This is a genomic window from Streptomyces violaceus (assembly GCF_036014075.1).
Taxonomy (GTDB): Bacteria; Actinomycetota; Actinomycetes; order Streptomycetales; family Streptomycetaceae; genus Streptomyces; species Streptomyces violaceus.
This window is the reverse complement of record NZ_CP107911.1, coordinates 1,087,766-1,109,859: the sequence shown is the minus strand read 5'-3', so window position 1 is coordinate 1,109,859 and position 22,094 is coordinate 1,087,766. Positions and strand designations below refer to the sequence as shown.

Genomic DNA, 22,094 nt, shown 5'->3' with positions numbered 1-22,094 from the left:
CGGCCCCGGCACCCGGACGGTTCCCCCGACGGAAAGGTGAGCGTACGTGGCAGCAGCCCCGCACCCGGAGACCGAGCTCTTCACCGAGTCCCACTGGTTCCCGGAGGGCCACGGCCGAATAACCGAGCTGTGCCAAGGGGCCTTCGCAGGCGTCCCCGCTCTCAGGTCGGTGTCCCACTACAGCAGCGGAATCATCGACTTCGTCCTCCGCAGAAGCGGCTGCGCCCCGCTGTCCAGCCTGGTCACCGTGGGCGGCGAGGACATCGCCAACGAGGCCCTGCCCGGCAGCCGGCTCCTGCTGTGCACCCAGGACCTGGGCGCGCTGATGCGGCCGCTGGGCACCGGCGACCTGATGCGCGTCGTGGTCGCCAACGCACGCGGCGGCCTGTGGGGCGGTCGCGTCAAACCGGGGGAGTACCTGGCCGCGCTCACCGACACGCCCGGCGGGATGCCCGCCGCCGACGCGGCCATGAACACCCTCGTCTCCACCATCCGCACCCAGGTGCACCACCTGCCCGACGAACTGCCCGGTGGCATGACGGACCCTCCGGACCCGCTGCCGGAACACAAGGAGAAGCTGCGCATCGACTTCGGTACGGCGGCGGCCGAGCACGAGAACCTGTCCGAAATGCGACTGCGGGCCGTGTGGGGCGGTCACCTCAACACCCTCGACCTGCACTACGCCGCCTTCTACCGGGACTGGAAACTCGTCTGCGCGGGAGACGTCTTCGAGAACGCCGAGCTCGGCCCTCGCTTCCTCGAGACCAGCGTGCGCTCACGCCGCACCGGGTACCGCGACCTCGCCCAGGGCCTGCGCGGCCATCTCGCCCGGCTGACCGACGCGCTGCGGCTGGTGGTGCAGCCGCCCGCCGACCGTCTGGTCCTGGACGTCCAGGAGGGAGCCGTGTACGTGACCTGGCTGTCGCCGCGGGACTACGTCCTCGGGGTGACGCTCGACCAGCGGCAGGTCGCCCACGCGGAGAGCCGGCTGCACCGACTGGCGGGCGCCCTGCGTGAGATCACGGAGCCCGGACCGCACTGACCAGCCCGCCCCAGACCTCGTCGGCGAGCGCCTCCACCGCACGCGCCGCGCTCGGCCGGTGGGCCGGGCCGGAACTGCCGAGGGACTGCACGGGCAGCACCTCGACCGCCGTCTCGTACTCCCGGCAGACCCGGCGCAGCCCCGCCCACTGCTCCTCGGACGGCGCGCCGGGCGAGGCGGCACGGAACCAGGCGTCGGCGCCCGTGCGGAACCTCTCCGTCAGTTGCCGGACCAGGGTGGCGCAGCCCAGCGCCGTCAGATCGGCCCGCCCCGCCCGCAGGGGCGGGCTCTCGCCCGTGCCACCGCCGGAGGAACGGGCGGCCAGCCGTTCCACGGCCGCGTCGAGCAGCGAGAACACCTCCTCGAACCGGCCCTCGACCGGCTCCGGCAGTGCCGTGCGCGCGGGGCCGGGCGCGGCCGCGACCAGATCACGCCGGGCCAGATCGCTCACCGTCCGGCGCAGCCGGCCCAGTTGGGAACTGTGCTCGCCGAGCGCACCGCGCAGCTCGCTGGTCAGCTCCGCGAGATCGGCCTCCTGGCGGAGTTGCGTGAGCCGGGCGCGCAGCCGGTCCAGGGCCTCGTTCACGGCCCGCTCGAAGTCACCCGGGCGGTACAGCAGGGGCTGTGAGCCGAGCGAGCGTGCCAGCCGGTCCCGCATGGTCCGCGACACAAGGCCGTTGACCACCAGCAGCACCTCGGCCCGGGCCGGATGCAGTGCGCCGCGCAGCGCCCGGACGCGCGCGGTGATGCGCTCCTGGTCGTCCGCGACCAGCACCGACGGGGTGACCACGATCGCGATGTAGGCGTTCGGGAAGGGCTCCAGCCAGTACGCCACCACCAGCGGCCCGTCCGCGGCCGGCCCCCGCGCCGGGACCGGGTCGACCGAGGCGATGCGCCACTGCCCCAGGGCCAGCGCGTCATGGATCGTGGAGAGCACCTGGTCTTCGGAGACGTTGTCGTGCAGATCGCGCACGGCTCGCAGCACGGTCGCCGCGGTCACCTCCCGGACCGCCCCGCCGCCGTCCTCGCTCAACTGCCAGGCATGATGGCAGGCCTTGAGGATCTCCCGCGGCACCCCGCCGCTGAGCTCCTGGAGGATCGCGACCGACTCGGAGCCGAAGGGCGCGGGCCACCGCTCGATCGCGCCCGCGTCCAGGGCAGGGCCCGGACGGGCACCCGAACCGATGTACTCGGCGACGAGATCCGCCGTCAGCTCCGCGGTGAAGCGGTTCGGCCACAGCTGCACCACCCGCTCGTGCAGGCTCGGGCGGAACGCGTTGAGCCCGCTCGGCGAGGTGCAGAACACCAGCAGCCCGCCCCGGCTCACATACACGTTGACCAGGCGCTCGAACGCGTCGACGAACGTACGCCGGGAGTCCTCCGGCCAGTCCAGCACCTTCTCCAGCGAGTCGATCAGCAGGACGTACGGCTTGCCGACCCGGCCGTGCAGGAAGCCCTGGACGGCCAGCGCGTCGAAGACCGGGTCGATACCCGTGACGGCGTCCTTGATGCCGCGCTCCCGCAACTGCGGGGCGGGCTCGTCACCGGTCAGCCACGCCCAGACCATCGAGCTGAACCGGGGGTCCTGCAGCAGGGCGAACGCGGTGGCGAACCTCCTGTGCTCAGTGACCTCGCCGAGGGTGACCCGAAGATCGGCGTGCATCACCTCGGGGTCGTAGCGCAGGGCGGAGACCACCTTGTCCGGGTCCAGGACGCGGTCGCGCAGCCCGGTGGCGATGTCGTCGAGGGCGATGTCGCCGAGCGGGATGTCGTCCGCCCGGCCCGGCCGCGAATCGGAGCTCTGCTCGCCGACCCGGGCCGCCGTCACATAGGCGTAGTAGTCCCGGACGAGTTCCTCGAACGCGGCCCTGCCCTCCGGGGTGTCGGCGGGGCCCCGCAGCCGGTCGCGGTACATGCGGCCGAAGTCCTGCACCGGTTCGTCGACGATCCACATGGCAGGGCCGTCCGGACGGGCGAGCCCGTTGCAGACCTCGCGCGCCGCGTGGCTCTTGCCCAGGCCGAACTCTCCCACCACGGCGATCGCCCGGCCGCGCCGGCCGCCCCGGGTCCGGTCCCGGAGGTAGTCGCGCACCAGGCCCTCGAGGTCCCCGAGGAACTGGGTGGAGACATGGGCGTTGCCCGAGTCCGCGGCCTCGACCGGTGCCTCACCCAGGTCTGCCGACGGGCCGAGCCGCACGACCGGCACCAGGGGGAAGGGGTTGCTGTACCAGGTGTCTGCGCTGCTTGCGGCCACGATGGCACTCCTTGCGGGTCCGGAGAGGCGCGGTCGGGGTGGCGGCGGGCATCAGCCGCCGGGGCGGGGCAGGATCGGCTCACGGAGCAGGGCGTCACGGCGTGCCCGCCGGCTCTCCCAGTGGGGTCTGAGCGCGTCGGCGTCGATCGGCCAGGGGTGAGGCGCGCTGCGCAGGGCGTTCGCCGCCGAGTGGAAGACCTTCCGCAGTTCGCGTACGTCGGAGGGCTTCCACTCGTCGTGTGCTGCCATCAGGGAACTCCTGTCGGGTTCGACCAGGCCGTGCGGTCCGCCGTCGGCGGCCCGGGCGCTGTGACTGAACCTCCAGATGTCCTCGGAGTCCAGCTCGCGCAGCGCGAGATGGGTGACCGCCGCCGATCCGCTGAGGGCGGCGGTCACTTCCCTCGGCGTCTCCGCGGCGCCGTGGCTCACTTCGACGAAAAGTACGATCCTGGGGTGCGCGGGGCTCAGACAGGTGCGCAGAAATGCCGCCCGGAGATGAGCGTCGTTCCACCGGATGTGCGGGATCACCACGAAGAGCAGCGCGTTGTGCTGGATGAGCAGGTCGCTCATCTCGCTGTAGGCCTGGAACGGGTCCTCTTCCGCGATGATCGCCTGCACCCGGGACTCGGAGAACTCGTGCAGCAGCAGCTTCTTGGCGATCTCGCGGCGTATGCGGGCGTTGATCAGCCGGGTCGGCGCGAACGACCGGCCGTCCGGGTCAACGCTGATCCGGCGGCCGTCGTTGTCGAGCCCCGCGGTCGGCGCGAACAGCACGAGCGGGTTCCCGGCCGCGGGCGCGGCCGCTGCCACACGCCGGCGTGCCTCGTGGATGCACCGGTGGATGAGCGAGGTCTTGCCCATCCCGGGCTGTCCGCTGACGACCACCACCCGGCCGTGCCCCGAGCTCGAGTCGAGGAGTTCGCCGAGGGTGGGCCAGTCCTCCTCGAAGCGGTCCAGTTCGTCACGGGAGTGGTCGACATCGACCCACTGATTCATGTGGTCCGGCTGCTTCCACGGCACCAGGGGGTGGTCGGCGCTGAGCGCGGCGGAACCGTTCGCGCTGTTGTCACGGCCGTCGCCCGTGCCCGCGCCGTTCGATCCGTACGGTTTGCGCACTCCGTAGGGGTTAGCCCAGTCGGAGTTGGTCATCCGTGTTGCCCTCCGGCGCTTGTGGGACGGCCGCTGTGTCGTGATCCGCGCAGCCACCAGACGGGTGCGGGGCGCAGCAGATCCCCCACCTCCCGTGTCTGCCGTTCCAGGGTGGTGCGCACGGCGTCCGCCTCGCTCTTTCTGTCGTGCGGCTGCAGGAGTTGCCCGTCCCGGCTGCGCGGCAGTCTGTCCGCCAGGGGCAGGGAGCCCGCCAGCAGCCGGGCCGCCGAGCGGCGTGGGGCCGGGCCGGGCACCAGAGCGAGGAGGCCGCTGAGCGTCTCCCGGGCCCGCGACACCTCGGCGTGGTCCGTCTCGGCCACCTGCTCGTACTCCGCGAGATACAGCCATGCGATCCTCCGGAATTCCAGCACGGCCGCCGCGAGTTGCCGGCCGTGTGTGCGCCGCTCCGCCGAGATCCGTTCTGTCTTCTGTCCGAGTACGGTGAGCACGGCGCCGGTCGCCAGCAGGAGAGCACCGTCGGCAAACCCGCCCAGCCCACCGCCGCCCTTGTCCGCGGACGCCCCCGGCGGGTCGCCCGCGGCGGCCATGACCGCGTCGCAGACCCGTTCGAAGTCGCCCGGGCGACGGGCGGCCCAGTCGTCGAGCGACATCACGCCGCCCTTGCGGCCGGGCACCCGTACGGCGTCCGCACCGCCGACCGGACCCGGGGCCCGCCGCACCACACCGAGCCGCACCGCCGCGTCCCCGAGGTCGCCCCGGTGCTCGTCGGCGAGGCAGTACACCAGCCGGACATCGCTCCTGCCCGTGTCAGCGGCGGCCTGCCCGGCGGTCGCGGGGAGGAGCGTCAGTGCGCCGAGCAGCAGCACGGGCTTCCAGCGCGGTCCCTTACAGGGACGCCTGGCACGGCTCTCTCTCCGCTCATCCATCCGGCCTCCCCCGTTCCCCTGGCCGCGACCCGTCCGGGCCGCCGCACGACATTCGGCTACGCGGAGGACCGCAGTCCGTCGGTGGCCGTCGGTGCCTCGCTCGCCCTGCCGTCGTCGGCCGCCGGATGCCGGGGGAGACGCTGCTGCCCGCCCGAGGGTTGCCGGTTCGTGCGGGACCGGTGGCGCGACCAGCAGCCGAACGCGATCTGTGCCCCGTAGTGCAGCAGGTTGACGGTCACCACGGCCGGGGCGACGATGCCGACCGTCATCGGGAAGTCGCGTTCGAGTGTGAGGGCGAGCAGCACCGCCGTCAGGCCGTTCTGCTGGCCGATCCCCAGCAGGATCCGGTCCCTTCGGGACAGGCCGCGGACGAAGAGAGGCATCAGCAGCACGGCCACCACCGCCTGTGCCCCGAACGCCGAGGCGCCGAGCAGCACCCCCGGGCCGAGCGACACCCCCTGGGCGGCGAACAGGCCCAGCAGAACGGTCGCGAGCACGAAGGCGCTGGTGACCGCTCGCGCGAGCGGACGGGCGAACGCCCGCGTGCGGAGGAACAGTCCGGCCACCGCCACGGCGAGCATCAGCATGTTCGCCGCGGCGAGCACGAGCATGGCCACGACCAGCAGAGCACCGAGCGGCGTCACCGGCCGCCGGGGGCCGTCGAGTTCGCCGGGCTCCGCGGACTCTTTTCGGGCCCGTGCCGGCCACAGCCTGCCGCCCGCCCACCACAGCACCAGGGCACCGGCCAGGAGCAGCGCGTTGAACGCCAGTCCCACGGCGTAGCCACGGGCTCCGCCGCCCACCACCGACGGCGCACCCGGGTGCCCCGCGGCCGTGTAGGCGTACCCGGCGACGTACAGCGTCAGCAGGACCGTCATCGGATCGTCGAAGGACGCCCACGCCGTGAGCAGCGACCGGGCGCGCTGCGACATGTGCCCGTCCCTGCCGAGGGCGGCCACCGACAGTGGGTCGATCTGGGCGACGACGATGCCGAGGATCAGATACTCCGGGCGGTCGAAGGCCCAGACCATGACGCCGGAGACGATCCCCGCCTTCAGGACGACTCCCAGCGTGACCGCCGCCACCACACCGCGCAGGTCACGGCGCAGATCGGCGAGGTCGATGCCGTACGTGCTGCCGTACAGGCCCACGGCCAGCAGCAGTCCGGTGGCGAAGACGTACCCGGTGGTGCCGACCAGGCGCGACGGGTCCGCCGCCAGGCCGATCACCGTTCCCAGAACCAGAGCGCCCAGCGCCCAGAGCAGGACGGCAGGAACCGCCGCCGGCAGCTTCGGCCGCCGGGCACGGTCGCGTCGGGACGTCTCCACCTGCTCCCCCCCATCCCCCGGTGTTACGCCGCGAGCGTAGTCGGGCCGCCGGCACCTCGTGGGTCTTCCGGTACGGACGTGCAGCCGCGAGAGCAATCAAGCGTAGGCATCAATACTCGGACGGCGTAACGCCATTGCCAGCCGTTCCCTTGCACGATGCCCCATGTCGGCTGCCGATGAACGCTCTTCACCCCTGGGGTGGATCCACGGCGCCGGGCCGGTGCGCCCCGCGTCCGCCCCGCCGCCCTCGGCGAGACCCTCGACGGCAACGCGTCTGTCGATCGTGCGCCCCCGCCCCGGCCGTGAACCAGGACATGGCGTGGTCGAGGACGTCACCCACCCCCATGGGCGACGTCCTCGACCGCTCCCCCGGTGCCGGACTGTGGCTCAGGTGTCCGCGCGGCGCGTCGGTGCTGTCACCAGCACATCACCGCCGTCTCGCCGGAACCCCAGGCGGAGTACAGGCGTACGCGGACGTGGTAGCGGCGGCCCTTGACGAGCCGGGCGCTGATCGTGACGTTCTGCGGTGTCCCTCCGTCGTCCTGACCGGCGAGGTAACGGGGCTCCCCGTCCCGCTCCTCGAAGACCACGACGACGGCGTCGCTGTCGCCGAAGGTGCCCAGCGTGTAGGTGCGGGTCTCCGGCGGATCGATGACGAAGTCGGCCTGTTCGCCCGGGCCGAGACCGAGCGGGGCCGAGCAGAACGGCACCAGCGCGGGCGGCCCCGGCACATCCGCCGGCGGATACCAGCGGAGCACGAACTCCTTGTCGGCGGCGGACAGGGTGCCGGGCGGGTTCAGACCCGCGCGGTACTGCTCCGGCTCCAGGACCAGCCCGGACGAGAACGGGTACTCCATGATCGACTGCGGGTCCCAGACGGAGCCGTTGACCTCGTCCGGATCGAGCTTGCGCAGAATGTTGTAGTGCGTCCTCTCCCTGCTCCAGTGGTGGGGCGGGCCCGCCAGTTCGGCGTACACCGCCTCGTCGTCCCAGTGGATGCCGGCGAACGGGCTCTGGTGCTCGTGCAGCATGCCGAGCGCGTGCCCGATCTCGTGCAGGGCCGTCCCGCGCTCCCCGGGCGCGGTCAGGTCCCAGCCGAAGTTCATGGTGCGCTCGTGCCGGCCGGCCAGGAGCGCGTCGCGTCCCACAGCCGACCAGGAGCCGTCGCCGAGCTGGAAGCCGATGCGCAGTTCGGCCTCCGAGCGGTCGTCGACCTCGGCGAAGGAGATCCCCGCGCCGAGGCCCTGCCACTCCCGGAAGCACGCGCGCACCACGTCCCGCTGCTCCTCGGCGCCGGCCCACGACACGCGTCGCGTCATCCCCCTCCCCGGCACGGGGATGACGGACGCGTCGGTGTCGCCGTCGAAGAACCAGTAGTGCAGCACAGTGCCGTTGACCCACATCCGCCGCCCGCTCGCGAGCGCGCTGAGCCGCTCGGCCGCCAGCCCCGGTGCGAGGGCGGGCGCCGGCGCCTGAGCCAGCGAGCAGTAGCGTGCGGTCATGGCCACAGCCTGCCCCGCGGACCCTCCCGGGCGCCTGAGTCGGGGACTACTCAAGTCGCCCTGTATCAGAAGTGAGTAGCCGCGCTCATGTCTGTGTGACGACTTACGAGAGGGACGCGACGCCCCTGGAGCTGCCCTGGCCGTTCGCCGGGCGGGAGGACGAACTGGAGCTGGTCCGCAGGGCCCTGACCGGCGGACGCCGCGGCATCGTGGTGACGGGCCCGGCGGGCTGCGGCAAGACCCGCCTCGTCACCGAGGCGGTCCGCGGCACCGACTGCGCCCGGGCGGCCGGTACGCCGGAGAGCCGCGCCCTTCCCTTCGCCGCGTTCGCCCATCTGCTGCCCGAGACGGTCACCCTGCACCGCGCGGTCCAGCTCCTGGCCGGCGTACGTACGTTGGTCGTGGACGACGCACACCTCCTCGACGACGCCTCCGCCGCCCTGGTCCACCAACTCGCCGTACACGGCCGCACCCGTCTGCTGGTCGTCGCCACGGACGGCACCCCGGCGCCCGGCGCGGTCTCCCGGCTGTGGACCGGCGAGCTCCTGCCGCGCCTCACCCTGGAGCCGCCGGCCCAAGAGGAGATCGCACAGCTCCTCACGGCCGGTGCCGGCCCTCTCGACCCGCTCACGGCCGGCCGGCTGCACCGCCTGAGCCAGGGCGATCTGCGGCTGCTGCGCGACCTGCTGGGCGCGGTGCGGGGGCGGCTCACACACGTCCCGGGCACCGGCGAACGCGCGTGGCGGGGCCCGGTGCCGCTGACCACGGCCGTGCGTGAGCGCACCGCCCGCGTCCTCGACCGCGCCTGCCCCCGCGAACGCGAGACCCTGGACCGCGTCGCCTTCGCCGAACCCCTGCCGCTGCATCTGGACGACGCGGACATCGGGGCCCTGGAAGTCCTGGAGTCCGACGGCCTGATCCGCGTCGACGACGCGGGCACCGTCCGCCTCGCGCACCCCCTGCACGGCCCGGTGCTCAGGGCCGCGGCCGGCCGGCTGCGGGCGCGCCGGCTGGCCCGGACACCGGACGTGTACGCCGCCGCCCTCGACGCCGAGTCGGCCGCCCTGGCGCACCGGATCGACCTGGCCGACGTACGGGCCGTGCCCACGCCGGTGGGGGAGTGGCTGGTCGCCGAGGGGTGCACGCTGCCGTGCGGGTACGCCGCCGTACGCGCCCGGTTCGCGCGGTTGCGCGGGGAGTTGCGGGACGCGGCGGCCTGGGCGAGAGAGGGGCTGCGCGGCACCCCCTCGGACGCGTCGTGCCAGGACGAACTCGACCGCGCCTCCGCCTGGTTGGGAGAACCGGCAGTCGACATCCGGGGTGACCTCGACGCCCTCGCGAACCTCGCCGACCCCTACGACGCCGTCCGCCTCGGCGCCCCCGAGAAGGTCATCGACCGGCTCACCGGCGTGTTCGCCCGGCACGCCGACGCGCTCACCCGCGCCGACGGCCCGGCCCTGGACGAGGTCGCCGAGGAGCTGGAGCGGCGCGGCTTCGCGCTGTTCGCCGCCGAGGCGCACGCCCAGGCCGTGGGGGCACACCGCGATCCCCGTGCCGCCCGGCACTCCCGTACCCGGGCCGTGGCCCTGGCCCGGCGCTGCCAGGGCGCCCGCACACCGGCGCTGTCCGGGCTGGTCCTCGGCGAACTCACCACCCGGCAGCGGCAGATCGTCACCCTCGCGGCGGCGGGACTGAGCAACCGGCAGATCGCCGAACGCCTCACCCTGTCGATCCGCACCGTCGGCAACCACCTGTACAGCGCCTACGCCCGGCTCGGCGCGAACGACCGCGGCGCCCTGCCGTGGCTGACCGAAATGCCGGAGGCCCAGCCCGCCTGAGCCGTCCCGGACCGGCGGCCTGACCCGCACAGGGGACGGGTCAGGCCGCCCCGAACGCAGAGAACGCCCACCCCGTGGCCTGGTGCAGCGCGTCGCCCGGCAGGGCGGACCGGGCGTCGCGCAGTGCCTCCGCCAGGGACAGGCCGGCGTCGAGGCCCTTGTGCAGCGCGAGCATCAGCGGCACCACCGCGGCGTCGTTGACGGGCGCGCTGCACGCCACCACCCCGGCCGTGCCCAGCGGCAGCAACGCGGTGACCAGGCCGAGCAGTTCGTCGGCGCCGACGGAGGCGAGGCGGGCGGTGTCGCAGCAGGACAGGATGATCCGGTACGGGCTGCGGTCCAGACGCTCGAAGTCGTGCACGACGATCGGCCCGTCGGCCATCCGCAGGGAGGAGAACAGCGGGCTGTCCGCTCGGAACGTGCCGTGCGCGGCGATATGCGCCAGCGCGGCCCCGTCCAGCTCCTCCAGCACCCTCGGTACGCGCGCCTCGCCGTCCTCCAGGACCGTCGCGCAGCCGTACCGCCCGGCCAGTTCGGGCACCTCGGCGCCGCCGGTCGCCAGGCCCGGGCCGCGTACCAGCACATGGCAGCCGTCGGGCGGCGGCGCGGTCTCCCCGGCCCGCAGCCAACTGCCCGCCGACGGCGACACGCTGAGCACCCGCTCCCGCAGCGACGGCAGCAGCGCCCACGGCACCCGGTGCAGCCGCCCCGGCGGCACCACCACCACCGGGCCGCTGCCCAGCTGCGCCGCCGCCGGGCCGAGCAGCAGCTCCTCCAGCCGGCGCCCGGCCGCCTCCACCACCGGAAGGCGCGCCTCGGCCCCGGGATGGGCCAGCCTCCGCAGCCCGGCCTGTACGTGCTCGGCCTCCGTCTCCGCCTCGGCCAGCAGCCCGGCCTCGAACCTGCGTACCCGCCCCTGCCCGCACAGCAGCACCTGCACCCGCCCGTCGAGCACGGCGAGTTCCACCAGCCGTACCTCGTCGCCCAGCCGCTCCAGCAGCCGGCCGACATCGAACCGGTCCCCGTCCCCGGGCGCCTCGCCCCGCATGTGCAGGGTGCGGGACCGGATCTCCCGCTCCAGGCGCCGCTGTTCACGCTCCAGCGCCACAACCGGCCGCCCCTCCATCCGGGCGGCCTCCGCACGGGAGGCGATCTCGCGGAACGCGGTCATACCGCTGAGCAGTTCCGGGTCGGCGGGCGGCCGGGTCGGCGCCGTGGACAGCACGGTGGCCCGCCAGCGCTCGCTCCACACCAGCAGCCGTCGCGGCCCGCCCGAGACCAGACTGGCCCGCTGGGCGAGCGCCGCCAGCTCCGCGCCCTGCTCGGTGGCCCGCGCCCTGAGCTCCGAGGCACCCAGCGTCATCCGGTGATCGTCCAGCACGTCCAGACCCCGCCGGCAGGCCTCCAGCACACCACGGCCCGACCCGGCGGCCCGCGCCCGCAGAGCCTGCGCCGCCCAGCCCGTCATCCGCGCCAGCGGCGGACCGCCGCGCCTGCTGCGGGCGGCGACGGCCAGATGCCGCTCCGCGTCCGCCGTCCAGCCCAGGCCCAGCGCGATCCGGCCCGCGAGCAGCGACGCCTCCGGCGCGGCCGGTGCGCCGAAGGAGGCCAGCTTCTCCGCCACCGCGGCGGCGTCGGCGACCAGCCGGCCCGACCCGCGCCCCGCCGCGTGCCGCGCCTCGATCAGCACCAGCCGGGCGTGCGTCTCCCACCACGTGCGCCGCTGCCCGGCGAACAGCCGTACCGCGAGAGCGGCACGGGCGATCGCGGTGTGCGGATCCCCGGCCAGCCGGGCGGCCCGCGCGGCGGCCAGCAGCAGCTCCGCCTTGCGCGTGGACTGCCCGCCGATCCCGTCGAGCTTCTTGATCGCCGCGTCCGCCTCGGCCAGCGCCTCGGGCGCGAGACCGGCCGCCATCAGCACCTCGCAGCGCCGGATGTTCAGCATGAACGTCGGCGTGCCGAGCCGCGCGTACCGCTCCTCCGCCTCGTCGAGCAGCCGCAGCGCCACCGGCACGTCACCGGACCGGAAAGCGGCGAGCCCCCGGCTCTCCACCGCGTCCGCCTTGTCGTGCTCCTGGCCCGTGGTCTCCCACAGCGCCTCGGCCGCGGTGAAGTCCGCCTCGGCCCGCTCCACCGCCCCCAGCGCCAGATGCACCGTCGCCCGCAGGGTCAGCGCCCGCGCCGTCCAGATCACGTCCTCCGCCTGCCGCAGCACGGGAACCGCCCGGCGTACGTCCTCCAGCGCCTCGCGATGCCGGCCGAGCACCCACCACACGTAGGCCCGCCGGTACAGCACCCGCGCCCGCGTGTGCCCCCCGCCCCGCGCCGCCCCCCGCTCGAACGCCGCCAGGCCCTCCCGGGTGCGGCCCGCGTGCACCAGCGCCACGCCCAGCGTGGCCAGCACGTCCGCCTCCCGGTCGGCCGAGTCCGCGCGCGCCGCCAACTCCCGGGCGCGTCGCAGATGGTGCAGCGCGAGCCGCAGATCGCCGAAGTCCCGCTGCCAGATGCCGATCACCTGGTGGGCGACGGAGGCGTGCAGCGGGTCGGGATCGGCGTCGAGCAGCGCCCGGGCCCTGGCGAGAGCCTCGCCCGGATCGGCGAACACCATCGGCAGCAGCGCCGCCACCGAGTCGCTTCCCGCTGTCACTCCTCGGATGGTAGTGGCCCCCGACCACACCACACAGGTTCGGCGCTGTATCAAATGACCGCCCGGCGGCTCATGTCGAGGAGGATCGGCGCGTACCGACGACCGCTCCGCCGCACCGATCGACGCCGTCGCCCAGTGGGAGGACCCGCCATGGCACCTCAGCGATTCCACGAGCAGTTCGACCAGATCCAGCGCTCGATGCCGGACGTCCCCCTCGCGATGGGGCCGGACGACTCGGCCGAGTTCATGTACGAGAAGGGCGTCGTCCTCGTCCGCGACGGCGAGGAGGCCGGCATCGTCGAGGACACCGTACGGGCGCACTTCACGGCGGCACCCGACCTCGACCAGGACCAGGTCCGCCGGGCCGGACCGCAGACCAACCGCAGCGGCATCATCCGGATCCGGGTCGGCGACCCCGGCGAGGGCGGCCGGGAAGCCGACCGCGCCGTCGCACGGGCGCTGCGGTCCGTACGCGAACGGGAGGTCCGGGCCGGGCACCGGATGGCCGCCCGCAACCATGTCGTCCACATCGCGGTCAACGCCTGCCCCGGCGACGAACCGGTCCCCGTCCCGCTCAGCGAGCCCCCCAACCCGGCGGCCGCCGACACGGCGTACGACCCGGACACCGCCGTCGGCGTCCTCGTCGTCGACACCGGGCTGATGAACGACTACCGCTCCTGCGGCCTGCTGTCCCACACCGGCGGCGACGCCCAGGTACAGGAGTGCGACGACCAGGGCATCCTCCAGCAGTACGTCGGGCACGGCACGTTCATCGCCGGACTCGTCGCCGCCGTCGCGCCCAACACCGACATCACCGTGCGCGGCAGCCTCAACGACGCGGGCGCCATCCTGGAGTCGGAGTTCGGCGAGAAGCTCTTCGAGGCCGTCGACGCCGGCGGCTGGCCCGACGTCCTCAGCCTCTCCGCCGGCACCTCCAACGGCCGTACCGACGGCCTGCTGGGCGTGGAGAACTTCATGCGGGAACTGCGCGAGCAGCGCACCCTGCTGGTCGCCGCCGCGGGCAACAACGGCAGCGCCACGCCGTTCTGGCCCGCTGCCTACGCCGACCTGCCCGGCTGGGAGGACTCCGTGCTGTCGGTCGGCGCGCTGCGCAGCGACGGCGAGTTCGGCGCCTGCTTCACCAACCATGGTTCCTGGGTACGGGTCTACGCCCCCGGCGAGCGCCTCACCAGCGCCCTCACCGGCTTCGAGACACCCGTCCCGTACGTGTACCAGCACTCCACGTACGACGCCTGCCGCTACGGCTTCCGCTACGGCTGCACCTGCCGGCACCCCCGCCACACCGGAGTGCTGAGCGACGAGAACGGCGCCGCGAAGCCGGACCAGGTGATGTTCGAGGGGTACGCGCAGTGGAGCGGCACCTCCTTCGCCACCCCCGTGACCGCGGGCATGGTCGCCGCCCATATGACGGCGCACAAGGAGACCGACCCGCGCGCGGCCAGGCAGCAACTGCTCGACGCCAACACCGGGCTCGCCGAAGTGCGCGGGGCGCCCGTTCCCGCGCTGCGTCCGCCCACCTGGCGCCCGGTCCCGGTCGTGCGCCTGGTCCCCGGCTCGTGAGGGCCGAAGCCGCCCCCTCCACGGCGTACCATGACCTGCCGTACTCGAGGGGTGGGGCTGCCGTGGACCGTACTGATGCCGGCGCGCTCGTCCAGGCCGCCGCCGACGGCGACGCGGCGGCCTGGAAGGCGCTCGTGGAGGGGCTGAGCCCTTTGGTGTGGTCCGTGGTGCGGGCCCACCGGCTCTCCGACGCGGACGCCCATGAGGTGTACCAGACCGCGTGGTTCCGCTTCGCCCAGCACCTCGGGCGGATCCGCGAACCCGGCAAGGCGGGCGCGTGGCTGGCGAGCACGGCGCGCAACGAGTGCCTGAAGGTCATCCGGAGTTCGCAACGGCTGACCCTGACGGACGATCCGCGGCTCCTGGACCGGGTCAGCGAGGAGGGCACGCCGGAACAGTCGCTGCTCGACTCCGAGGAGGCCGCCGCCCAGAGCGAACGTGTACGGCGGCTGTGGCAGGAGTTCGAGGAACTGGGCGAGCGATGCAGGCAGTTGCTGCGCGTGCTGATGGCCACGCCGCCGCCCAGTTATCAGGACGTCTCCGCCGCGCTCGGCATCGCGGTGGGCAGCATCGGGCCGCTGCGCCAGCGCTGTCTGCGGCGTCTGCGGGCCCGGCTCGAGGCACGGGGGGCGATATGAGCGACGTGAACGGCATGAACGGCATGAACGATGACGACGCGTTCGACGAGGACGGCTGGGAGGACGACGAGTTCGACGCCGGGCTGCTGGAGGAGGAGCTGCGGCAGGCCGCCGCCGTCCTGGACCCGGTGCCGGCGGAGCTCCAGCAGATCGCCGTCGACGCGTACGCGCTGCACGACCTCGACGCCCGCATCGCCGAGCTGACCTTCGACTCTCTGGTCGACGCCCTCCCGGTCCGGGGCGTCACCGACACGCCCCGGATGCTGACCTTCCGGGCGGGCGAGGTGACCGTCGACGTCGAGGTGACCACGCACGGACTCCTGGGACAGGTGCTGCCCCCGCAACCGGCCCGGATCGAGGTCCTGGGCGGCCCGCGGCCCGGCTCCACGCTCACGGCCGACGACCTGGGTCGCTTCACCGGCGACGTACCGCTCTCCGGCCCGTTCGCGCTACGGCTGCGGACCGGCGGGGACGTGGTGGTGACGGAGTGGTTGCGGGCCTAGCCATCCGGTTGCGGGCGCGCGCCTGGGCGGCTGACTGCCGGGCGCGCTGAAGGACGGGGCGCTGGGCGTCTTCTCGGCTTCGCCGGATCGGCCGCCGGCCGCCGGGGGACGAGCCGCGGCGGCGGACCGGCCGGAGCGTGGTGGTGACGGAGTGGCTGCGGGCCTAGCCATCCGGTTGCGGGCGAGCCTGGGCGGCTGGCCGCCGGGCGCGCTGAAGGACGGGGCGCTGGGTGTCTTCTCGGGTTCGCCGGATCGGCCGCCGGGGGACGAGCCGCGGCGGCGGACCTATCGGAGCGTGGTGGGGACGGAATGGCCGCTCGTCTGAAAAGCCAAGCCGGGACCGGGGGCTAAGGCCACCGGCCGCCGGGCGCGCCCACCCGGCGGGCGGGCCGGGCACCGGGGGTGAGCCCCGGTGCGATGCCGCACCGCGGGCGCCTGCCCGAGGCGCAGGAGGGTCGGCGCGCTGCCGCCCACGCGACGCCCTCGGCGCCCATCGCGAAGGCCGCCGTGGGTCACCAGGTGCACGGCAGTGTCCGCGGCCCCCGGATCATCGTCCTGCGCCGCCACTCGACCTGGTCGACGGGGACCGCGAGCCGCAGGCCCGGCAGCCGGTCCAGCAGGGTGCCGAGCAGCAGTTCGGTCTGCAGGCGGGCCAGGACGGCGCCGGTGCAATAGTGCGGTCCGTTGCCGAGGGCCAGATGCGGGTTCGAGTCGCGGCCGGGGTCGATCCGGTCCGGCTCGGAAAAGACGTCCGGGTCGCGGTTGGCCGCGAGGTAGGAGACGTACACCGGGTCGCCCGCGCGGATACGGTGGCCGTGCAGGTCGACGTCCTCCAGGGCGATCCGCGCCAAGCCCACGGAGCTGCGGTGGGGGATGAAGCGCAACAGCTCGTCCAGCAGCGCGTCGCGTGCCTCGGGCCGCTCGTGCCACCACTGCCGCAACTCGGGCCGGGTGAGCAGCAGACAGAGCATCTGCCCGCAGTTGTGGGTGACGGCCTCGCCGCCGATCTGCAGCGGACCGGCGAGGCCGACGGCCTCCGTCTCGCTGATGTCACCACGCGTCACGGCTGCGCCCAGCAGGGAGTACACGTCCTCGCCGGTGCTGCCGGCGCGGGAGCGGATCGTGTCCGTGATCCATCCGTACAGACTGTTCTTGGCCCGGTCGGCGGCCTCGGCCCCGCCCGAGGTGGAGATGATCTGCCGGGTCCAGGTGTGCACCCGTTCCCGGTCGGCGGCGGGCACGCCCATCACCTCGCTGACCAGGGCGATCGGGAACGGTTCGAGCACGCGCTCGATCAAGTCGGCCGGCGGCCCGTCCCGTACGACCCCGTCCACCAGCTCGTCGAGCATCTCCTGCGCACGCGGCCGCAGCCGGTTCATCGCACGGACGGTGAAGGCCCCGGCCACCGCCTTGCGCAGCCGGTTGTGGTCGGGCTGGTCGGCGAAGGCCAGCGAACCGGGCCGCGGCTTGAAGTGCGGTGCCATCCTCGTCACTTGACGTCCGGTCACCTCCGCGCGGCTGAACCTCTGGTCGTTGGTGATCAGCTTCACGTCGTCGTGGCGGGTGGCCAGCCACGCCCATCCCTCGCCGAACGGCAGCCGGATCCGGGTCAGTGGCCCCTCGCGCATCAGCTCCGCGAGGATCGGGTCGAACTCCGTTCCGTCCAGGTCGAGGGCGGGCCAGTCCCGCACCGGGGGCGGTGACTGGCCGGTCAGCGTGGTGGTCTCCTCCGTCATGCACCCACCCTCGCCGGGCCCCTGCCGCTTGTCGCGCGGGAGTGCTCCAGCCGGTGACGTGCGGCGTTCAACGGGACACGGCGTCGACGAGACGGGCCAGCGCGCCGGCCAGCCGCTCCAGCCCGGCACCGGCGGGACCGCCCGGCTCGGTCATGTAGGTGTCGCGGCGGATCTCCACCATGAGCGCGCTGACCTCGGGCTGCTTCCCGTAGAACTCCAGGGGGACATACGTCCCGCTGAACGGGCTGTCGAGCCCTGTCTCCCCGAACGCCTCCCGGGCGGCGTCCAGCAGGCCGGGCGAGGTGTGGAACGGGTCGGTTCCGAGGCAGACCGCCGGCCGGGGTCCGCCCCCGTGCAGTTCGTACGGCAGCCTCCGGCTCGGGTAGGAGTGCACATCGATGATCACGGCCCGCCCGGTGGCCGCCAGCCGGTCCGCCACGGCCTGGGTCATCGCCCGCGCGTACGGCCGGAAGTACCGCTCGACGAGCGGCTCGGGATCGATGTCCGCAGGCCGCAGCACACCGCCGTGCGTGGTCCTCGTGTACACCGCGCCCATACCGACGGCCCGCATCTCCTCCCGCTCGTCCGGAAACCGCTCCGGGTCGACGACCAGCCGCGACAGCCGATTGACGAACCGCCAGGGCGTCACCCCCGCGAGCCCGGCCGCCACCTCGGCGATCTCCGCCGTGTGCGCGTCGGTGATGTGCCCGAGCTCCCGCTCCAGCTCCTCGTCGCCGAGCACGATGCCCGCGCGCACGTCATCCGGTATCACCCGTGCGGAGTGCGGGACATGCAGGATCACGGGAGAGCGGCCGGCCCCGGCCAGCAGCTCGAAGGAGTGCGGGGCGTCGGTCATGGGGCGGCTCCAGGGGGTTGTCAGCGGCGTGCGGAAGGATCAAGGCCTGACCCATGCAGAACTCCGCCCCGGCCGGCAGGAGTGCCGGTCGGGGCGGAGTCAGTGGATCTATGCGGGCCCGGGCGTCAGGACAGGGACGCCAGGGTCTCGTTCCACGTGGCGGACGGGCGCATGGCCTGCGCGGCCTTCGCCGGGTCGGGCTGGTAGTAGCCGCCGATCTCGACCGGCTTGCCCTGGGCGGCGATCAGCTCGTCGACGATCTTCTGCTCGTTGGCCGAGAGCGTCTCGGCGAGCGGGGCGAAGGTCTTCGCCAGGTCCGCGTCGTCGGTCTGCTTGGCCAGCTCCTGCGCCCAGTACAGGGACAGGAAGAAGTGGCTGCCGCGGTTGTCGATGCCGCCGACGCGCCGGGTCGGGGACTTGTCCTCGTTGAGGAAGGTCGCCGTGGCGCGGTCGAGCGTGTCGGCCAGGATCTGGGCGCGGGCGTTGCCCGTGACCTTCGCCAGCTGCTCGAAGGACGGCACGAGGGCGAAGAACTCACCCAGGCTGTCCCAGCGCAGGTAGTTCTCCCTGACGAGCTGCTGGACGTGCTTCGGGGCGGAGCCACCGGCGCCCGTCTCGAAGAGGCCGCCGCCCGCCATCAGCGGGACGACCGACAGCATCTTGGCGCTGGTGCCCAGCTCCAGGATCGGGAACAGGTCGGTCAGGTAGTCGCGCAGGACGTTGCCCGTCACCGAGATCGTGTTCTCGCCGCGGCGGATGCGCTCCACCGACAGCTTCGTCGCCTCGACGGGGGACAGGATCCGGATGTCCAGGCCCTCGGTGTCGTGCTCCGCGAGGTAGGCGTTGACCTTGGCGATCAGGTTGGCGTCGTGCGCACGGGTCTCGTCCAGCCAGAACACGGCCGGGTCACCGGTGGCGCGGGCGCGCGTGACGGCCAGCTTCACCCAGTCCTTGATCGGCGCGTCCTTGGTCTGGCAGGCGCGGAAGATGTCACCGGCCGAGACCGTCTGCTCGATCAGCGCGGTGCCGTTCTGGTCGACCAGCCGGACCGTGCCCGTGACCGGGACCTCGAAGGTCTTGTCGTGGCTGCCGTACTCCTCGGCCTTCTGCGCCATCAGACCGACGTTCGGCACCGAGCCCATGGTCGACGGGTCGTAGGCGCCGTTTGCCCGGCAGTCCTCGATCACGGCCTGGTAGACACCCGCGTAGGAGGAGTCCGGCAGGACCGCGAGGGTGTCGGCCTCCTGGCCGTCCGGGCCCCACATGTGGCCGGAGGTGCGGATCATGGCCGGCATGGAGGCGTCGACGATGACGTCCGACGGGACGTGCAGGTTCGAGATGCCCTTGTCGGAGTCGACCATCGCCAGCTCCGGGCCCTCGGCGAGCTCGGCGTCGAAGGAGGCCTTGATCTCGGCACCCTCGGGCAGGGCCTCCAGGCCCTTGTAGATACCGCCCAGACCGTCGTTCGGGGTCAGACCGGCCGCGGCGAGCTTGTCGCCGTACTGCGCGAAGGTCTTCGGGAAGAAGGCGCGCACCACGTGGCCGAAGACGATCGGGTCGGAGACCTTCATCATCGTCGCCTTCAGGTGCACCGAGAACAGCACGCCCTGGGCCTTGGCCTCGGCGACCTGCGCGGTCAGGAACTCGCGCAGCGCGGCGACCCGCATCACGGAGGCGTCGACGACCTCACCGGCGAGGACCGGTACGGACTCACGCAGCACGGTGGTGGAGCCGTCGTCGCCGACGAGCTCGATGCGCAGCGCGCCGTCCTCGGCGATCACCACGGACTTCTCGGTGGAGCGGAAGTCGTTCTGGCCCATGGTCGCCACGTTCGTCTTGGACTCGGAGGTCCAGGCGCCCATGCGGTGCGGGTGGGACTTGGCGTAGTTCTTCACCGAGGCGGGGGCGCGCCGGTCGGAGTTGCCCTCACGCAGGACCGGGTTCACGGCGGAACCCTTGATCTTGTCGTAGCGGGCGCCGATCTCGCGCTCCTCGTCGGTCTTCGGGTCGTCCGGGTAGTCCGGCAGCGCGTAGCCCTGGCCCTGGAGCTCGGCGATCGCGGCCTTGAGCTGCGGGATGGACGCCGAGATGTTCGGCAGCTTGATGATGTTGGCGGCGGGCGTCTTGGCCAGCTCGCCGAGCTCCGCCAGGGCGTCCGGGATGCGCTGGTCCTCGGTCAGGTACTCCGGGAACACGGCGATGATGCGCCCGGCCAGCGAGATGTCGCGGGTCTCCACAGCGACACCCGCCTGCGAGGCGTACGCCCGGACCACCGGCAGGAAGGAATACGTCGCCAGTGCGGGGGCCTCGTCAGTGTGCGTATAGATGATGGTCGAGTCAGTCACCGGGTGCTCCGCTCCACGTCTGCAACATTGCTCGACATCAAGATATCTCCTGACCGGCCTCGTCTCGACAGGGGTCCGCCGCCAGTTTCGGGCAACCGATCGGCCCGCTCCTTTGTCATGGAGAGAGATCACTCACTCCATGACACGGCCGGACCTGACCACCCGGCCGTCCGAGCGAAAGCGGACCATGAGATATCGCACCAGAGTGACGGCCCCTGCGGCCGCCCTGATCGGCACGGCGGCGGCACTCACCACGGGGATTCCGGCCCAGGCGGCCCCCGGCACCGGCGCCACCCCGGGCGCCGAGACCCTGGGTGACCCCGTCTACCCCGCCCTCGGCAATGACGGATACCGCGTTTCGGCCTACCACCTCGACTTCGCCTACGACGCCACGACCAAGCTCGTCGAGGCCACCGCGACCCTGACCATCCGCACCACCCAGGCTCTGAGCCGCTTCTCCCTGGACGCGCGCGGCCTGGACATACGCTCCGTCCGGGTCGGCGGCCGCCCGGCCGCCTTCGAGCAGGTGGCCGAGAAGCTGCGGATCACCCCCGCCCGTCAGCTCGCGGCGAAGGCCCGGGTCACCGTGTGCGTCGCCTACGGCGCCGACCCGCGCCGGACCCCGCCGCCCGCCGGCGGCTGGGTGGCCACCCCGGACGGATTCGCGGTGTGCTGCCAGCCGGACCTGGCGCACACCGTCTTCCCCTGCAACGACCACCCCTCCGACAAGGCCGACTTCACGTTCCGCCTCACCGTGCCCGCCGGGTTGCGGGGCGTCGCCAGCGGCAGCCTGGTGCGTACCGAGCAGCTGTCCGGCGACCGGACCGCGTACACGTACCGCTCCCGTTCGCCGATCGCCACCGAGGTCGTGCAGATCACCGTCGGCGACTATGTGATCAAGGACCGGCAGGGCCCGCACGGCCTGTCGCTGCGGGACGTCGTCCCCGTCGCCCGGGCCGCCGCCCTGGAGCCCGCCCTGGCGCTCACCCCGGCGCTGGTGTCGTGGGTCGAGCAGCGGCTCGGCGCGTACCCCTTCGAGACGTACGGCCTGCTGCCCTGCAACAACGACGCCCCGGACGCCTTCGACTTCACGGGCCTGGAGACCCAGACCCTCACGATCTACAAGCCGAACTACCTCCTCCAGGAGGAGAGCAAGATCGGCTCGCACATGATGCACGAGCTGGTCCACTCCTACTTCGGCAACAGCGTCAGCCCCGCCACCTGGGCCGACCTGTGGCTGAACGAGGGCCACGCCGACTTCTACGGGCTGCTGTACCGCTACGAGCGCGGCTGGCCCGACTCCAAGGGCATGACCACCATGGAAGCCCGGATGAAGGACACCTACGCCCTCGGCGACCAGTGGCGCCACACCTCCGGGCCGGTCGCCGCACCCACCGCGGCCACCCTGTTCGACAGCCAGCGCTACCTGGGCGGCGTGCTCGTCCTGTACGCGTTGCGCCAGCAGGTCGGCGAGGCGGCCTTCACAGCCCTGGAGCGCACCTTCCTGGAGCGCTACCGCGACTCCTCGGCGTCAACGGATGACTACATCGCCGTTGCCTCGGAGGTCTCGGGCCAGGACCTGACCGGCTTCCTGCGGGACTGGCTGTACGGGACGAAGACGCCCCGGATGCCGGGCCACCCGGACTGGACCGTGACGCCCGTGAAGCCGTCCCTCGCGGCACCGCGCAGCCGGAGGGACAGCCGCCACCACGACAACTCCGCGACGCTGTAGGAGCCGCGGCGGAGAAGCTCTCACCCGAGATGTCTCAGGCCGGATGTCTCAGCCGA

General features: G+C 73.1%; 15 protein-coding genes. 6 read left to right on the top strand and 9 right to left on the bottom strand.

The window, feature by feature from the left end:
- The first annotated feature begins 46 nt into the window (after positions 1-46).
- A complete protein-coding gene (locus OG542_RS04965; protein WP_328408548.1) occupies positions 47-1,042 on the top strand; it encodes a hypothetical protein in 996 nt (331 codons plus the stop codon).
- On the opposite strand, the gene OG542_RS04960 is transcribed toward OG542_RS04965, so the two are convergent.
- The 5 genes from OG542_RS04960 to absR1 all read right to left on the bottom strand — a co-directional run bounded on the left by OG542_RS04960 (position 1,020) and on the right by absR1 (position 8,162).
- On the bottom strand, positions 1,020-3,296 hold the full coding sequence (locus OG542_RS04960; RefSeq protein WP_328408546.1) for a magnesium transporter CorA family protein: 2,277 nt from the start codon (positions 3,294-3,296) through the stop codon (positions 1,020-1,022). The genes OG542_RS04965 and OG542_RS04960 overlap by 23 nt on opposite strands.
- 51 nt (positions 3,297-3,347) lie before the next feature.
- Positions 3,348-4,445 carry an AAA family ATPase gene (locus tag OG542_RS04955; RefSeq protein WP_328408544.1) on the bottom strand — a complete coding sequence of 366 codons (1,098 nt, stop codon included), beginning with the start codon at positions 4,443-4,445 and terminating at the stop codon, positions 3,348-3,350.
- Complete coding sequence (locus tag OG542_RS04950; RefSeq protein ID WP_328408542.1) at positions 4,442-5,332, bottom strand: hypothetical protein; 891 nt, start codon at positions 5,330-5,332, stop codon at positions 4,442-4,444. The genes OG542_RS04955 and OG542_RS04950 overlap by 4 nt, the downstream gene beginning before the upstream one ends.
- A gap of 56 nt (positions 5,333-5,388) precedes the next feature.
- On the bottom strand, positions 5,389-6,660 hold the full coding sequence (locus OG542_RS04945) for a cation:proton antiporter (RefSeq protein WP_328408540.1): 1,272 nt from the start codon (positions 6,658-6,660) through the stop codon (positions 5,389-5,391).
- A gap of 416 nt (positions 6,661-7,076) precedes the next feature.
- On the bottom strand, positions 7,077-8,162 hold the full coding sequence (gene absR1 / locus OG542_RS04940; protein ID WP_311128916.1) for a beta-glucuronidase AbsR1: 1,086 nt from the start codon (positions 8,160-8,162) through the stop codon (positions 7,077-7,079).
- Positions 8,163-8,257: 95 nt separating this feature from the next.
- Between absR1 and OG542_RS04935 the strand changes: the two genes are divergently transcribed.
- Positions 8,258-10,000, top strand: a complete 1,743-nt coding sequence (locus tag OG542_RS04935) for a LuxR family transcriptional regulator AbsR2 (protein WP_328408537.1) — start codon at positions 8,258-8,260, stop codon at positions 9,998-10,000.
- A gap of 40 nt (positions 10,001-10,040) precedes the next feature.
- Here OG542_RS04935 and OG542_RS04930 read toward each other — a convergent pair whose 3' ends face one another.
- Complete coding sequence (locus OG542_RS04930; protein ID WP_311130461.1) at positions 10,041-12,608, bottom strand: CHAT domain-containing protein; 2,568 nt, start codon at positions 12,606-12,608, stop codon at positions 10,041-10,043.
- Positions 12,609-12,797: 189 nt separating this feature from the next.
- Between OG542_RS04930 and OG542_RS04925 the strand changes: the two genes are divergently transcribed.
- From OG542_RS04925 to OG542_RS04915, 3 genes are all read left to right on the top strand, one after another.
- Positions 12,798-14,228 carry a S8/S53 family peptidase gene (locus OG542_RS04925; protein WP_328408535.1) on the top strand — a complete coding sequence of 477 codons (1,431 nt, stop codon included), beginning with the start codon at positions 12,798-12,800 and terminating at the stop codon, positions 14,226-14,228.
- Positions 14,229-14,290: 62 nt separating this feature from the next.
- Entirely contained in the window at positions 14,291-14,866 is a 576-nt protein-coding gene (locus OG542_RS04920) for an RNA polymerase sigma factor (protein ID WP_184587888.1), read from the top strand.
- A 23-nt stretch (positions 14,867-14,889) separates the two neighbouring features.
- The gene (locus OG542_RS04915; protein WP_311130462.1) at positions 14,890-15,369 is read left to right on the top strand and encodes a hypothetical protein; all 480 of its coding nucleotides are present in this window, start codon (positions 14,890-14,892) and stop codon (positions 15,367-15,369) included.
- A gap of 512 nt (positions 15,370-15,881) precedes the next feature.
- Here the strand turns inward: OG542_RS04915 and OG542_RS04910 are convergent.
- From OG542_RS04910 to OG542_RS04900, 3 genes are all read right to left on the bottom strand, one after another.
- The gene (locus OG542_RS04910; protein WP_328408532.1) at positions 15,882-17,105 is read right to left on the bottom strand and encodes a cytochrome P450; all 1,224 of its coding nucleotides are present in this window, start codon (positions 17,103-17,105) and stop codon (positions 15,882-15,884) included.
- 67 nt (positions 17,106-17,172) lie between these two features.
- Complete coding sequence (locus OG542_RS04905; RefSeq protein ID WP_328408530.1) at positions 17,173-17,961, bottom strand: N-formylglutamate amidohydrolase; 789 nt, start codon at positions 17,959-17,961, stop codon at positions 17,173-17,175.
- Positions 17,962-18,086: 125 nt separating this feature from the next.
- Complete coding sequence (locus OG542_RS04900) at positions 18,087-20,306, bottom strand: NADP-dependent isocitrate dehydrogenase (RefSeq protein WP_328408528.1); 2,220 nt, start codon at positions 20,304-20,306, stop codon at positions 18,087-18,089.
- A 187-nt stretch (positions 20,307-20,493) separates the two neighbouring features.
- On the opposite strand from OG542_RS04900, the gene OG542_RS04895 reads away from it, so the two are divergent.
- Entirely contained in the window at positions 20,494-22,038 is a 1,545-nt protein-coding gene (locus OG542_RS04895) for a M1 family metallopeptidase (RefSeq protein ID WP_328408526.1), read from the top strand.
- The last annotated feature ends 56 nt before the right edge of the window (positions 22,039-22,094 follow it).